The 15777-nt window shown below is 41.5% G+C and carries 9 protein-coding genes; 4 read left to right on the top strand and 5 right to left on the bottom strand.

Annotated elements, in window-relative coordinates:
• Nucleotides 1-74: 74 nt before the first annotated feature.
• Nucleotides 75-1493: a S41 family peptidase gene (locus AC1DWN_RS14920; RefSeq protein WP_477559690.1), complete on the bottom strand. Its 1419-nt coding sequence runs from the start codon at nt 1491-1493 to the stop codon at nt 75-77.
• A gap of 186 nt (nt 1494-1679) precedes the next feature.
• On the opposite strand from AC1DWN_RS14920, the gene AC1DWN_RS14915 reads away from it, so the two are divergent.
• Nucleotides 1680-2486, top strand: a complete 807-nt coding sequence (locus AC1DWN_RS14915) for a Cof-type HAD-IIB family hydrolase (protein ID WP_477559689.1) — start codon at nt 1680-1682, stop codon at nt 2484-2486.
• A gap of 167 nt (nt 2487-2653) precedes the next feature.
• Here AC1DWN_RS14915 and AC1DWN_RS14910 read toward each other — a convergent pair whose 3' ends face one another.
• From AC1DWN_RS14910 to bglX, 4 genes are all read right to left on the bottom strand, one after another.
• On the bottom strand, nt 2654-5092 hold the full coding sequence (locus tag AC1DWN_RS14910) for a bifunctional diguanylate cyclase/phosphodiesterase (RefSeq protein ID WP_477559688.1): 2439 nt from the start codon (nt 5090-5092) through the stop codon (nt 2654-2656).
• 284 nt (nt 5093-5376) lie between these two features.
• Nucleotides 5377-6342 carry a LacI family DNA-binding transcriptional regulator gene (locus AC1DWN_RS14905; protein ID WP_477559687.1) on the bottom strand — a complete coding sequence of 322 codons (966 nt, stop codon included), beginning with the start codon at nt 6340-6342 and terminating at the stop codon, nt 5377-5379.
• A 93-nt stretch (nt 6343-6435) separates the two neighbouring features.
• Nucleotides 6436-9780: a GH36-type glycosyl hydrolase domain-containing protein gene (locus tag AC1DWN_RS14900; RefSeq protein ID WP_477559686.1), complete on the bottom strand. Its 3345-nt coding sequence runs from the start codon at nt 9778-9780 to the stop codon at nt 6436-6438.
• Between the two features lie 18 nt (nt 9781-9798).
• The gene (bglX, locus tag AC1DWN_RS14895) at nt 9799-11964 is read right to left on the bottom strand and encodes a beta-glucosidase BglX (protein WP_477559685.1); all 2166 of its coding nucleotides are present in this window, start codon (nt 11962-11964) and stop codon (nt 9799-9801) included.
• A 380-nt stretch (nt 11965-12344) separates the two neighbouring features.
• Between bglX and AC1DWN_RS14890 the strand changes: the two genes are divergently transcribed.
• The 3 genes from AC1DWN_RS14890 to AC1DWN_RS14880 all read left to right on the top strand — a co-directional run bounded on the left by AC1DWN_RS14890 (nt 12345) and on the right by AC1DWN_RS14880 (nt 15440).
• A complete protein-coding gene (locus AC1DWN_RS14890; RefSeq protein WP_477559684.1) occupies nt 12345-13601 on the top strand; it encodes a sugar ABC transporter substrate-binding protein in 1257 nt (418 codons plus the stop codon).
• 105 nt (nt 13602-13706) lie between these two features.
• Nucleotides 13707-14594, top strand: coding sequence for a carbohydrate ABC transporter permease (locus AC1DWN_RS14885; protein WP_477559683.1), 888 nt, complete (start codon nt 13707-13709; stop codon nt 14592-14594).
• An 18-nt stretch (nt 14595-14612) separates the two neighbouring features.
• Nucleotides 14613-15440: a carbohydrate ABC transporter permease gene (locus AC1DWN_RS14880; RefSeq protein WP_477559682.1), complete on the top strand. Its 828-nt coding sequence runs from the start codon at nt 14613-14615 to the stop codon at nt 15438-15440.
• Nucleotides 15441-15777 lie beyond the last annotated feature (337 nt).

Genomic DNA, 15777 nt, shown 5'->3' with positions numbered 1-15777 from the left:
TAGTTAGTTTAGGAGCTATAAGCTCAATTTTTGAGCTTACAGCTTCTTTTCGGCTAGGGTTATATGCTCCAGCATTACCGTTTCAAAACTTCAAGTCCTTTATGCAGCTGACTGTCTTCACGTCCAAGCTTCTCGCGAAGGCGCTCAAGCAGCTTATATCCCGTCTTGTCATCAAATTCACCAGTTGCTTCTAGATTTTCAGCAGCTTGGAATTTTCGTAAAGCAACAGCTGTTTTCTCGTCGAACAAACCTTCTTGGCCGGTTGGGCCATATCCCAGCTCAGTTATCATTTGCTGCACAGTCTTCACGTCTTCTCCATAACTTCCAACCTTCATATGAGTTCCAATTGCAAGAGGCGGTAATTTTGTATAGGCCGGCAGATCCACTAGGTAGTCTGGCATTACGCCCTCTTTATTAATCCAGGTGCCGCCTGGTGTTTTCCACTGTGCTTCGGTTAAGCTTAATACGGAACCATCCGAATAGGGTCTAAACGCTTGAACAACACCCTTGCCATACGTTTTCTCACCGATAACAGCAGCCCCTGCGGACTCCTTCAAAGCAGCCGTCAGCACCTCGCTCGCACTTGCCGATTGCCCATTAACCAATACAGCTATCGGTATGGTCCATTCTTTCTTCTGATCTGATTTATATGTGATTGTCTGACGTTCATTTTTGTATACGACATTCAAAATAACTTTATCCTTCGGAATCAGTGTGTTCGCGATTTTAATGGTTGGCTCCAGTAATCCTCCCGGATTGGAGCGCATATCGAGCAGCAAGCCTTTTAGCGGCTCCTTCGCTTGCAGTTCCTTAATCGCATCGGCAAACTCCTCAGCTGTTTTCTCTGCGAAGCGGCTGATCGTTACATGCCCGATACCGCCCTCTAAAAGCTCAGAAGTCACAGTATGTATCGGAATCGCTTCACGCTTTAGAGTTACGTCAAATACTTTAGCCGTGTCGCTGCGTTTGACCTGAAGCTTAACTGACGTTCCCTTTTCACCTCTGACGAGCGAAATTAGCTCCTGTAACGTTTTTTTCTCAATGGTCTGACCATCAACCATAACAATGATATCGCCCGGCAGCAGCCCTGCTCGTTCCGCAGGTGCACCCTTCGTTAGTACGGAAATCACATACTGACTTTCCTCTTTTCTCAATTCTGCTCCGATGCCGTAGATTTCTCCTTCATACGATTGTGTGTAGGCCTCCCCTTTCTCCTCTATTAAATAACGAGAATAAGGGTCTTCAAGCGAAGCAACCATACCTTCTATGGCGCCGTTAATTAACTTTTTTGGCTCTGCTCCGTTTAAATAATCATTCATTATTTTCGTATAAGAGGCTGTGAACTGCTTAAAGACAGGCTCCTTCAGCATCGGATAACGCAATCCCGTCCAATAACTTCCTAGAACAAAACCTATTACAGCGAATAATACAGCGCCCAATACGCAGAGGGTCTGAAAACGTTGTTTCGCAGCCTCTGTCTTAAAATTATTCATGTTTGATCTCCCCCAGATGTTTTATAAAGTAAGCATCATATCAAATGCACACTCACCCTTTTACGAAGTGCGGCTTACTTCAACAGCAATCACAGAGCAATTGCAAAGCCTTGTATCTATCGTTCTTTTTCGCTACAATCAACTAATATTATTTATAGAAAGACGGAGAGGAGCTTCACCGCTAGTATGTATAAATTAATTGCAATTGATGTAGATGACACATTATTAACAGATGATTTAATCGTAACCGAAGGGACGAAGCGTGCGATGGAGGCCGCGATTGCACAAGGCGTCACGGTCACTTTGGCAACCGGCCGTATGTTTGCTTCTGCCCAGAAAATTGCGAAGCAAATTGAACTCAATGTTCCTATTATCACGTATCAAGGAGCGCTCGTCAAAACTCTGCTGGACGGTCAGGTTTTATATGAACGCAATGTACCTATCGATGCGGCAAAAGAGCTTCACACTTTCTCAGAGAAGAACGGACTTCATCTGCAGCTATACGTTAACGACGAGCTATATGGTACCGAAGACAATGATAAAATTAAAACATATTCCAAGCTTGTCAATATTCCTTACAAAATCGAGCCTGACTTTAATAAATTACTCGATTATCCAATGAACAAAATGCTCATTATCGACGATCCCGCTCGTCTCGATGAGATTGCTGAGCAGCTAAAGCCGCTTATTGGTGATCGCGTGCATATTACTAAATCCAAAGCACACTACTTGGAGTTCATGCACAAAGAGGGTACAAAAGGACATGCTCTACGATTTATGGCTGAGCATCTAGGCATTACGATGGATCAAACCATCGCGCTCGGGGATGCTTGGAATGATAACGAGATGATTCTCGCGGCCGGCCTTGGCGTAGCGATGGGAAATGCTATTCAATCCTTAAAAGACATTGCCGATTACGTAACGCTTTCTAACAACGAGGAAGGCGTTCGCCATGTCATTGAGAAGTTTGTTCTTAATAGCCCTGCTGAATAATGAACCCACTTGTCTAGCATTAATTCAGCAAGCTCCATAATTACGCTTACTGAATTAACGCTAACCAATAATAAAGCCGTAGGCCCCAAGGTGGAGCTTACGGCTTATCTATCTACGCGAAACGAAAATTTATGCCGCCAAGGACGGCGACAGCCGTTTACGCTTGGCTATACTTTAACTGCTCTAGATGGTGCAAAAAAAGCCTCTTCCACATCGATTGAAGATAATGGCTTACTAAAATAATAACCTTGTATTTTACCGCATGACTTATCAGCTAAAATGTCCAGCTGCTCCTTCGTCTCAATACCTTCTGCGATGACTTCCATATTCAGATGCTTTGCCATAGAGATGATTGTCGCTACAATTGCTCGATCACTCTCGCTCAACACGATGTCCCTTATAAAGGAGCGATCGATTTTAAGCTTGCGGATCGGAAACATTTTCAAATAACTAAGTGAACTGTAGCCAGTACCGAAATCGTCCAAGCTTATGCGTATCCCATAGTCATCTAATTTATTCAAAATACCACTCGATACCGATGCGTCCATCATCATACTTTCCGTTATTTCCAGTTCAAGATACTGAGGCTCTAGGTCGATTTCATCTAAAATAATCTTTATATTCTCCGCCAATCGCGGCTGATAGAATTGTTGTGAAGATAGGTTTACAGATATCGGGATTAGCGGACCACCTGCTTCATGCCACTCCTTCATTTGCCTGCAAGCCTCACGGAGTACCCATTCTCCTAATTCATAAATAATTCCCGTTTCTTCTGCTAAAGAGATAAATACAGTAGGAGATAGCAATCCTTTTGTTGAATGATTCCAACGAACGAGCGCTTCTATTCCAATCATCGCATTGTCAGAGGTCCGAATTTGCGGCTGATAGTGCAATAATAACTCATTACGTTCAAGCGATTTTCTTAGATCGCCTTCCAATTCGATTTTTTCATGCAACAGTTGATCAAGCTCAGCCGAAAAATATTGGTATCCGTTTTTCCCCTTCTTTTTCACTTCATACATGGYCGTATCCGCATTTCTAAGTAATTGTACGGCATCCTTGCCGTTATGCGGGAATAAGGAAATTCCGATACTAGCAGAAACGTAAAAGTCGTTTTCCTTCAATCGATAAGGAGTCTGTATCGCCAATATAATTTGTTCAGCCAGCTCAGTTATGTATTCTTCTTCTGCATAATGGCGGTAAAGAAGCGTAAACTCATCGCCTCCTACTCTCGCGAGCAAGACATCATGCCCGACCATACATTGCATGATTCGAAGGCTTACCTCTTGCAGAAATTGATCACCAACCATATGGCCGAGAGAGTCGTTAATCATTTTAAAGCGATCAATATCAAGCACCAAAACGGCAAATTGAGATCCTTCAACGCTGCTTTCCTCAATTGTTTTAACGATCGTCTGATTTAACAATCTTCGATTAGGCAGTCCAGTAAGTTCATCATGATAGGCCATAAAGTTTATCGTTTGTAGCGCTTGCTTCTCTACCGTTATATCCTTGCAAATGATATAGCTGCCTGCTACCTTTTCCTCAATTATAACAGGAACATAATTCACGTTAACTTCAATCCTTTTACCGTCTTTACGAATTATTGAGGTTTCTTGGCTTACCGTTTCACCATCAAAAGATTTCCGAAACAGCTCTTTAACACTCTCCTGATCCTCCTCATTAATGATAGCGTTCAGCATGCTGACCGGTTGATCAAGAAGCTCTTTACTAGGGAAACCAAGAATATCTAAAGCAATTTTATTGTAACTAATTATTCGATACTGTAAATCTACAGACAAAATGCCATCTTGATTATTTTCAAATAGCGATTTATACCATTTCATATTTTCCTCTAGTTTGAAATCTTTGCTTGCAAACCGCTTAGAAATAATAATACTAATCAATGAAAAACCAAGCGTGAGCAAGGTCCCTGCCACTATAAAGTAAGCAAGCCATTTATGGTCCAATATCACGCCTACAAAAAGCGGTGCTTTATCACTAGTTTGGAAGGTTGCAGCCTGCATACCCATGTAATGCATTCCGGCAATAGCCGCGCCCATAATAAGTCCACTTCCAAGCTTTTTCCAAACCTCTCCCCTTTGCCCGCCTCTCCGAAAATAGAAGGACAGCCATAAGGCTGCGATGCAAGCAACAATTGCAATAAGAATAGAAACCGAGAAAATAATAGGGTCATATGAGATGTGCAGAAGCATAGCCGACATTCCGACATAGTGCATAGTAGAAATTCCGAATGCAAATAAGAGGCCCCCTACTAACAACTGCTTTCTCGTCAGCTCGTTCCGTCCGACAATATACAGAGAAACAAACGAGGCAGCTATAGCAGCTAGAACAGATAAAAGTACCACTCCTGGATCATATGCAACTTGAATTGGCAAGGAGAATGCAAGCATGCCAACAAAATGCATGGACCATATCCCCATCCCCATTACCAATGCTCCAAATAGAAGCCATCTGACTCGCAAGCCACCTTTAGTGGTACTTACTCTGCCTGCCAAATCTAGAGTTGTATAAGAAGCTAACACAGCAATAATATATGAGAAAATAACAAGAAAACTATCATAAGAGCCATGAATATGCTCCATACACTCCCTCGATTCTAATTAATATTTTTATTTATGTATTTTAAAATGCTCTTTTCTAAATTTTCAATATTCTATCTATACTATAATAACGAACTAGACAAAATTTGAACATCATAACATTTATTTATTTTAGAGTTTATGGATTGCTAAATGGGTAGGACTAATAGGATTAGCTCGCGGAGAAGGGAAAGTTATAACTTTGAATCGATGAATATACGTGGATCATTATAAAAAAAGACGAATCATTTCTTGTTAGATGAGATTCGTCCTTGAACTGAATTGCATTATACTAAATTTACAGAATCGCCTTTGATTAAGGTGACGTAGATTCGTTCAGAATCTACTTCTTCTGAAGCGATAAGTTTTAATAATTGCTCGGAAGCAACTGCACCCCATTTGCGTTTGGAATAATCGATGGTCGCTAGTCGAGGTTGCGTATATTGGGTTAGTTCCATGTTATCAAATCCGATTAGATGAATGTGTTCACCAATACGGAACTCACTTTGCTTCACGGCGTTATACAAACCGATGGCCATTTCATCGTTGAGACAGAAGACACCAACTGGTTCTGTGTAATCTTCCATAATTTTGTGCGCCGCTTGTTCTCCAGAAGATTTATTGAAATCTCCCTGGATGGTTATGAACGAAATAGGCTGGTTTCTATCAATCGTTTGCTTCACTGCTTGTAGTCGTTGATTCGAATCGAAAGAATCCGAAGGTCCTGTAACCACATAAATTTTACGATGGCCTTGTTCAATTAAGTATTCAGCGGCAAGCCCGGCCCCTGCTTTATTATCGAGTAATACGGGGCTGATATTGGGATGCTTTAATTCTCTATCCAGTACAACTAGCTTGTGACCTTGATTTGCATGCAGCAGCAATTCATCGCTAGAGAAAAATGCATCTAAAACAATAGCACCATCGATCATTTTCTCAGGCAATAGACGATGCGACTGTATCCCGCTGCAGACGATTAAATCATAGCCGTTTTTATTCAGAATTTCTTTCATTCCTTGCAACAAATCACCATAAAAGGCACCATTAAAGTCCGTTAAGAATGCCCCGATAACTTTAGTCTGACGTCGTTTTAAATTTCGAGCCGCTGCATTAGGTWCATAATTTAATTCCTTTGCAATCGCTAAAATTCTTGATGCGGTTTCTTCCGTCACTTTGGGATTTCCGTTTAGCGCGTAAGAAACGGTCGAGATCGAAACTCCGGCTTGTTTTGCAATATCTTTTATACCGATCACGGCTTTCGCTCCTTACATTCACTCCAACATTATAATTATTTAGTTCTACTATATCAAATATGATGGCGATCCCGAAAGATCGCCATCCAGATTTTATATATAAATAGTAATTTCATTCCTATCAGCGTTCATCAAGTCGTTTAATTGCTGCTCACTGATCCGAATTCCGCCTTTACGATATCGGTTCGCTGTTTCAGTTAGAGCAACATCTTTTTCATTAACGGTTACACGACTGATCGCTTGTCCAGTAATTCGGTAAACAAAACGTGTCTGATGTCCATTAATTGCGAAGTCAAACTGCATACCATCACAAGTTGCTGGCAGGACAGGATCTAGAATAAGATCGCCGCCTTCATGACGGATACCTAAGCAGTTGGAGATCAATTGATTCATGTAGATCCCAGGACCGCTAGAATAGATTCTCCAACCGCCCTTAACAGCGACATCTCCGGTACGCAGCTCGTTGAAGCGTTCTTGTGCTTCATAACGGCTATTGAACTTTCCATCGGAGCTGCTAAAGTAAGCGTTGCTTTGACGTAATTCAGCGTTTGGAACAACGTCACGTATGCCTACAGGGTTAATCATGGCGAGACCTTTCCAAGCTTCATCGGCTTTCCCGAGCTTTGCCATCGCTTCAACAAAGCGAATGTGAGCATGGACGTATTGCAGACCGACTTCACGACCAAAGTTCGATGCTTGTTCTGCGCGTTTGAAGTTTGAGCTCACACCACCAACATATTGAGCTGGACGGTTCATCAAGCGTACGCCATCCGGACAATAAAGCTCTCTTTTAATAAGTTCATAGTGAGCTGCTGCTTGTTCTTCGGTTAATAGTTCACCGATCATACTGCGAGTCATTGGAAGGAGGCGGTATTGAATGCCTGTCTTCGTATCAGTTGGGTGCAGCATCAATTCTGCTTGACCGGGCTCTTCCATATATACAAAGCCTGGAATGACATCGGTTTGCAGCATATAGCGATTAAAGTCAGCTTGTATGCCTGCAGCAAGTTCACTTAACTCAGCAGCCAGCGCCTCGTCAACACCCGTTAGCGCGGCAGATAGTTGGTTGAACACTTGGTATGTTAGTGCAACAGTCCAACTGCTGACCATATACTGCTTTAACTGTGCATTTGCAGGTTGAAGCGTATCATCCCAGTCGCCATCGCCATATGAAGACAGGTACGTATCATGCAGGAAATGATTTTTAATAAACGCGATTTCTTTTTTAGCATGATCATAGATTGTTGCACTCTTCTCCGTTAATTCCCCTGTGTGACGGATAGAATAAGGCACTTCTTCTTGAAGAATGCTGTAGTCCTTCGTAAAGCTCAGATAATCACTCAATACTTTGAGCGGCCACACAATAATATCGCCATGGCTTTCCTCTTGCTGAATCCGATAGTATTGGTCAAACATGAACCATTGCGGCCAGTTGCCGTCATCCTCATACTGATGTGTGAACACCATCTTAATAATGTCACGAACCTCATCATATTTTTGAGTAGCCATAAAATATTCTGTTGGCCCTTGGCACACATCGCGTGTTCCCCATGCTGCACCACCATATTGCTCTAATCCGTGTGGGACCGAATAATGTACGAGCATATTATGTGTATACCACCATGCTAGCGTGTTTACTTTTTGAATGTCATCGGTAAGACCATCAGGATGATTCAAGTTGAATCCATTCATGACTTGCTCGTAAAACGTGCGGTAGTCAGAGATCTCAGTATTTACATCCGGAGTACCAAAAGGTAAATTTCCACCTTCAATTAATCCTTGAGCCGTCATATTCCACTCACTCGTAGTAGATAATTCTAGGACTACAAGTGAAGCTGAACCGGCATCTGCATGGTTGACCATCGCCGTTTCGTCTTGTACCGTCATATCCGCACCTGTTATCTTCATGCGATAGCAAAGCTCAGGAAGTGTTTTTGCACTATCGGATGCTGGATCCGCACGGAATGTAAGGATAGATTCAGACTGCTCCATATGATAAGGTACCAGGTACTCGTTATTGTTCATTACTACTTGATTAGTTACGAGATAGCGATAAGACTTTCCATTTGCAGAACGAACTTGTAAATGCAATTCCGGTGTATTTACCGTTGTGAAGTTCGTAATGATGATCATATCGTCTGCCATTTTGTAGTACCAGCGAGCATAGTTAAAGCCCATTTCGAACATCGAAGGCATCGTCAGCAAGTGATAAGCACCATCGATTTCAATATAGATACGTTGACCGGATGTTTTCATTACGTTCAGAGCGTTACGAGCATTTGTTAACATTTTGTTGCAAGAAGTATTTCCAACAACTAATTGCGAGTTGAAAATACCATACATATACGAAGTTGTAGTTAAAACCTGATCATTTAAACGTGCGTTATCCCCGGTCATCAAGATGTGACCATGTGGACGTTCAACGAGCAATTCTTTGGCTTTCAATACAATATGTTCGTGCGTATCCGTAAAGAAGGCGAGTAATTCTTCGCCGTTCCACTCTTCTTGATGACGATTAGGGAAGAGGTTTTTTACTTCTTCTAATGTCATGGAGTCGGTTGTTAGCGGTGATCCAATATGCGATCCAAGACTTACTTTACTAAGAGATGTGCCTGTTACTGTTAGCTGCTCAGCTACATACGCCCATGCTTCAGCAATTTCTTTATTGAATTCAAGAGACGTAATGGCTGTCGGATGATCGGATTTGAATAGACCATAAAACACAAAATTTGCAGAACCATCAATGGTTACGCGTTCTGATTGCAACGCAGTATAAGCAAATTCATATTGATAGACTTCATTATCTAAATGTGTTTGATAAAGTGCCGCGGCTTGATTCGTAGACTTATATGATAAACCAAAGAATTGAAATCCATCCGTTGAGAAACCCACAGTCTTATTTAACGAACCTTGTTGCATATAAGGGAATGTGCCCGATTGCGGCAGGTTCTGACGCGAGCATACAACGTAACCCTTTTCTGCATCTTCAAACATGGCATGGTCAATATACTGAGATAGATAGGCTTCGTTTGAGCGTACAGCCCCTGAATCCGCAAGACCGATATCTTGACCATAGATGATGTCAATAACTTCACCTTGTCCTTCAACTTGAACATCCCAGAACCAAATATTCATCGGTGTTAAAGTGAAGGTTACACGATAGCGAAGGGACTCAAATGTACCGTTATAGATCACTTGAGTGTCTGTATGACTTACATCACTAGTAGATTGAATACCAAGGAGCGGCATAACCTTTATGCCGGATTCGTTGTGTATACGAATATATAAATTGTTCAGTGATCCATCTAACGGATTGGCGATCCATTGATTAATCATCGTACGATTCATGAGTATTTCACGGATATCTCCGCTATTCATAAATGTAAACGCTAAGTTATTTGACTTTAATTGAAAATCCGAAGATTTCTTTGTTGTCATTTTCCTCACTCGCTTTCCTTATTTGGTTAATGTAAATTTCAGTTCCATAACGTCTCGGCTATTACCGCCGATAAAGGCACAGAAGTCACCGGAATCACTCTTGAATTCTAGGTTTGAATGATGATAGCGAAGCTGTTCTTCCGCTAATGTAAAGGTAAGCTCTTGACTTTCACCCGGTTCTAACTTAATTTTCTGGAACGATTTCAATTCTTTGACTGGACGCACCACTTCACCAGATATGTCACGGATATATAATTGTACAAGCTCTTCGCCCGCTCTTTCCCCTGAGTTGGTGACACGTACCTTGATGGTCAACGATTGCTCCATCGTCATCATTTTAGAGGAAATCGTCGTCTCGCTGTATTCAAAAGTTGTATAGCTAAGGCCATATCCGAAAGGAAGTAACGGTTCATTAGGAATGTCCAGGTATTGTGATACATAACGAACTTGTGCATCTGGCGCGCCTTGTGGACGGCCTGTATTGAAATGATTGTAATAGACTGGCACTTGACCAACCGAATGCGGGAATGAAATCGTCAATCGAGCCGATGGATTCCGTTTGCCATATAATAAATCAGCAATTGCTGCTCCGCCTTCGGTTCCTGGATACCAAGCCTCAAGCACAGCATCCACTTTATCGATGACCCCATGTAGGTCTAGTGGGCGACCGTTAAAAAGAACGGCAACCATAGGCTTGTTCAAGGATTTTAACGCCGTAATCAAATCTAACTGAATCTGTGGGAGACGAATGTCTGCACGGCAACCTGCTTCGCCGCTCATATCGGAATGCTCACCCAAAGCGAGCACAATAACATCGGCATTTTGTGCTGCTAATAATGCGTCAGCCATTTGAGCTTCTGTCCCCGATTCGATAGCGCAACCCTCTGCGACAGAGATATTGTTTGCACCTACTAGAGTGACCATACCGCTATATAATTGAACGGCTTGTTCTTTCGAACCTAGCCAAGACCATGGGCCTAAAATATCTCCACTTTGAGCGAATGGACCGATTAAGGCGATTTTTTGCTCTTCTCTTAAAGGTAAAACATTGTCATTTTTCAATAACACACAAGATTTAGCGGCTGCATCTCGAGCAGCCTGACGATGTGCTTCTGATAGGATGAGCTCTTGTTCAAGCTCGATACTTGCTCCGCGATGCGGATTATCGAACAAACCTAGTTTGTGCTTCAGCTTGAGAATTCGCATGACGGCTTCATCGATGAGGGATTCATCCACTTGGCCGTTTTCGACCAGTGCTTTAAGATGATGTTCATAACAAGGTGTCATCATTTCAATATCAACACCAGCTTGGATCGCTTTATAAGCAGCTTCAGCATCATCCTCGGCAATGCCGTGAGGAATCATCTCTCTAACTGCGCCCCAATCCGAAATCAAGACACCGTCAAAGCCCCATTCATCTCGAAGCAAGTCTCTCATTAATCGGCGATTTCCTGAAGCTGGTATACCATCTACAGTATTGAATGCTGTCATTACCATCTCGCAGCCTTCGTCTAATGCAGCACGGTATGAAGGTAGATAATACTCGCGCATTTGGCGTTCGGACATATCTACCGTATTGTAGTCACGTCCACCTTCTGCTGCGCCATAGGCAGCGAAATGTTTTACACAAGCTGCTACACGAGAATGATCTTGCGTTAAATCCATTCCTTGAAAACCTCTTACGAAGGCCCGCGCAAATTCACTATTAAGAAAAGGATCTTCTCCGGTGGATTCCATAATTCTTCCCCAACGTGGATCACGTACGAGGTCAACCATCGGTGCAAATGTAACGTGTACACCAGCGGCTGAAGCTTCTGCAGCAGCTATCGCTGCTGTATTTTCAGCCATATCCATGTCCCAAGAGCATCCGATCGCAAGTGGTACAGGAAAGATCGTTTTATAACCATGAACAATATCCGCCATCATTAAAAGCGGGATACCTAGGCGATTATTTTTCAAATGAGCTGCTTGTAACTGTATGACTTCTTTAGCTCCTGTTAATCCTAATACAGAACCTGTATTTCGGATGGTAAGATCTGAAATCCCAAGGGCTTCCATAGGGCCTGTAATCTCGCCTTGGCTCTCTGCACCATCAAAAAATGGTCCTGCCAATTGAAGCAACTGACTGATTTTTTCTTCTATAGACATCTGATTAAGCAAAGTTTGCAATTGTTGTTCCGGCATATGTTACCTCCATTTTGTTAATCCTACAAATGCTTTTCAAAGGAGTGTTCCAGTCTATAGAAACGTTTCTATGTTCAATAAATTCAATTATAAGCATGTTTAATTATGTCGTCAATACGAATAAAAACGTTTTTATATAACTATATTATGCACTTGAATACGAATTTATCATGTTATATAATTACTGTAGAAACGTTTATATTGATGGTTTTGCAATATTTACATTGTTAAATAGCGTTGATGAAAACGTTTTTAGTGATGCTTAAGTCATGCAGCTTAAAGGTTAGGGTGAATATAATTCCGGAGGGAGGGCTGGTCCAGCCTTTTTAGACAAGAGTTTTTTCAACTTACATCAAGTATGAACTGGGAGGAAGTTAAAAATGCGTAAACCAATAACATCATTATTAGCATCGACTGTACTGATTACGGGTATTCTTACAGGATGTGGATCAAACTCCACAGAAAATGACAACTCAGGTGCAAAAGAAACAACGATTACTGTATGGGGTATGGGCGAAGAAGCGAAAGCGATTCCGAAAATGGCTGAAATCTTCGAAGGAGAAAATCCAGGCATTAAAGTTAATGTACAAGCATTACCGTGGGATACAGCACACGACAAATTGTTAACAGCAGTTGCATCGAAAAAAGGTCCAGACGTTGTGCAAATGGGTACCACTTGGATTCCAGAATTCGCAAACGCGAAAGCATTGATGGATTTAACTCCACATTTAGATAAATATCCTGGATTGAAACAAGATAACTTCTATCCTGGATCGGTTGAAACTGCAACCTATGAAGGTACTTATGTTGGCGTACCTTGGTATATCGATACCCGTGTTCTTTACTACCGCTCGGATCTACTAAAAGAAGTTGGCTACGATCAAGCACCAAAAACTTGGGCTGAAATGCAAGATGCATCGAAGAAACTAGCTGATCGCGGACAAGGAAAATACGGTTTCGCTCTTGACGTTAAAGAACAATCCCTTGCCTTTATGCTAGCTCGTCAAAACGGTTCTACACTGTTCGATGCAGAAGGCAAGCCACTATTTAACCAACCAGAATTCGTTGATGCTGTGAAATACATGAACAGCTACTTTGTGAATGGTTCTGCTCCGATGGATCTAGGTATCGACGCGATTCAAGGCTTCCGTGGCGAAGGTGTTGCACCTATGTTCATCAGTGGACCATGGATGGTTAATATGATTAAAGATCAAGCTCCTGAGCTTGAAGGTAAATGGGCAACAGCTGTTTTGCCTGCAGGTAAAGACAATAACTTCTCATCTCTTGGCGGATCCAACATGTCTGTATTCCAATACACAGAAAATGAAGAAGCAGCTCTGAAATTCGTTGAGTTCATGGCTAAGCCAGAAACACAATTGAAATGGATGGAATTAACGAACTCTCTTCCTTCTTCTAAAAAGGCTTGGGAAAACCCAATTCTTCAAGAAGATGTGAACTATAAAGTATTTGGAGAGCAACTAGAAACAGCGGTTCCAATGCCTTCTACAAAACAATTCGAAGAAATTGCACAAAACTTCTTGAGCAGCTTCGAAAAAGTGTACCGTACAAAAGATGCTGATATTCAAAAAGAAATGGACAGCTTCAATAAGAAAGCTGAATCCATCATCAAAAAATAAATTAATAAGTAAATAAAACGAACAATGTGGCTAACCGTCTAAAGCAGTCGGTTAGCCCTCTCATTGTCTATTTATTGGAAGCTGAGTAAAGGAAGTGACTAGGGTATGAAAGGTTTCACATCAAGAAAAGCACCTTATTTTTTCATTGCACCTGCGATCATATTACTCGCTGTATTTTCGTTGCTGCCAATTTTCGTAGCTCTGTTCATTAGCTTTACGGATATGGACTTGGCTGGCTTAGCCGACTATTCAAATTTGAGCTTTGTTGGCTTGAAGAACTATATTAATGTACTCTCGGATCCAGTTTTCTTAAAAGCCATTTTTAATACGTTATTTTACGTATTAATTGGCGTTCCGCTCGTTATAATCACATCGCTTGGCGTAGCTTTAATGATCAACTTAGGTACGTCTAAAATTTTCAAAGTGTTTCGTGTTGTCTATTATTTGCCTTCCGTAACAAATGTTGTAGCAGTAGCGGTTGTCTGGGCTTATTTGTACAACCCGGCATTTGGTCTGTTCAACTACATTTTAGAATCTATGAACTTGTCTGCAATTCCGTGGTTAACCGAGCCAACAGTAGCCAAAATATCATTGATTCTTATGGCGCTTTGGAGAGCGGTAGGATTAAATATGATCATTTTCATTGCTGCATTGCAAGGTATTCCAAAATCTTACTATGAAGCAGCACAATTAGATGGTGCTAGTACGTGGCAGCAAGTTACGAGCATTACGCTTCCAATGCTGCGTTTTGCGATTTTCTTCGTATCCATTACGACGATGATCGGATGGCTRCAGTTCTTCGAAGAGCCGTYCATAATGACCAAGGGTGGTCCATTAGATGGCACGATGTCAGCTGCATTGTTTATTTATAAAAATGGTTTCCAATTGAGTAACTTTGGTTATGCTGCGGCCGGATCATTTATCCTATTTATCGCTGTCATAGCGGTAACTTTGGTTCAATACAAAGTACAAAACAAAGACTCAGATTATTAAATGATTGGAGGTGTACCGATGAAAGGCATTAATAAAGATAAACTATTCCAATGGATTGCAGGGATAGTATTAACACTCGTAGGAATCTTGTTCCTGCTTCCATTTGTTTGGATGATCTTGTCATCCTTTAAGCCAGAAAGTGAAGTTATCCTAATTCCACCTACGTTGTGGCCGCAGGAAATCACTTTTGAGAACTATAAAAATTTATTTGAAAACATGAACTTTGCTGTGTATATGAAAAATACATTGATAATTGTCCTATTCGCATTCTTTGGGATGTTCCTGAATGCGATGGCAGGCTTCGGCTTTGCCAAGTACAACTTTAAAGGGAAAGAGAGTACTTTCCTTATGGTATTGGCGACGATGATGATTCCGAGTCAAGTAACCATGATCCCGGTTTATCTGATCTTGAATAAAATGAATTTGACGAACACCATGATAGGAATTGTATTACCTGGTCTCGTTGGGGCATTTGGGATTTTCCTATTCCGACAGTTTATGACGACCATTCCAGATGAAATTTTGGAAGCGACACGACTAGACGGAGCTAGTGAGTTCAGAACTTTCATTCAAATTATTCTTCCTGTCTCGAAGCCAATCCTTGCTGTACAAGCCATTCTTGCCTTTATCGGTGGTTGGAACAGCTTCCTATGGCCGTTGATTATGGCTAATGATGAAAAATTATATACCTTGTCCGTCGGACTCTCATTACTGAAAGGACAGTACGGCGGTAATTTTGCCTTACAGATGGCCGGTGCAACCTTTATGGTAATGCCAGTTATTATCATTTTCATCATTTTCCAAAAAAGTATTATTGATAACTACACGACTAGCGGTTTGAAATAAGCTAGATGATTGTTCGGAATTTTTGAAACCTTACTCGCTTAATAGAATTGAAACAAAGAGCTGCTCCCACTTAGAAGATTCTAAGCGGAGAGCAGTTCTTTGTTATTTTATAGAGGCCACAGCTTGTGATAATGATGGATGCACTGATGCCTATCAAAAAGGAGCATTTCCATTTTGGAAATGCTCCTTCATTTTTCTTAATCGTTTTGCTAATTATGATACTGCTTTATTTCCTCTTTTACATTCGCCATTCGCACATGATTTATAATTACCTGTAAAATCAAGACGATGGTCGAGTACCTTAAAGCCGTATTCCCGTTCAATTCGTTCCTCAATC

Source organism: Paenibacillus sp. P4_A7, assembly GCF_056402455.1.
This window is presented reverse-complemented; position numbering and strand designations above follow the sequence as displayed.

What these genes read in the sequence shown, in the direction of transcription:
- bglX (WP_477559685.1), bottom strand. Translation starts at nt 11,964, where the DNA reads ATGCCGGAACAACAATTGCAAACTTTGCTTAATCAGATGTCTATAGAA.
- AC1DWN_RS14915 (WP_477559689.1), top strand. Translation starts at nt 1,680, where the DNA reads ATGTATAAATTAATTGCAATTGATGTAGATGACACATTATTAACAGAT.
- AC1DWN_RS14880 (WP_477559682.1), top strand. Translation starts at nt 14,613, where the DNA reads ATGAAAGGCATTAATAAAGATAAACTATTCCAATGGATTGCAGGGATA.
- AC1DWN_RS14890 (WP_477559684.1), top strand. Translation starts at nt 12,345, where the DNA reads ATGCGTAAACCAATAACATCATTATTAGCATCGACTGTACTGATTACG.
- AC1DWN_RS14920 (WP_477559690.1), bottom strand. Translation starts at nt 1,493, where the DNA reads ATGAATAATTTTAAGACAGAGGCTGCGAAACAACGTTTTCAGACCCTC.
- AC1DWN_RS14900 (WP_477559686.1), bottom strand. Translation starts at nt 9,780, where the DNA reads ATGACAACAAAGAAATCTTCGGATTTTCAATTAAAGTCAAATAACTTA.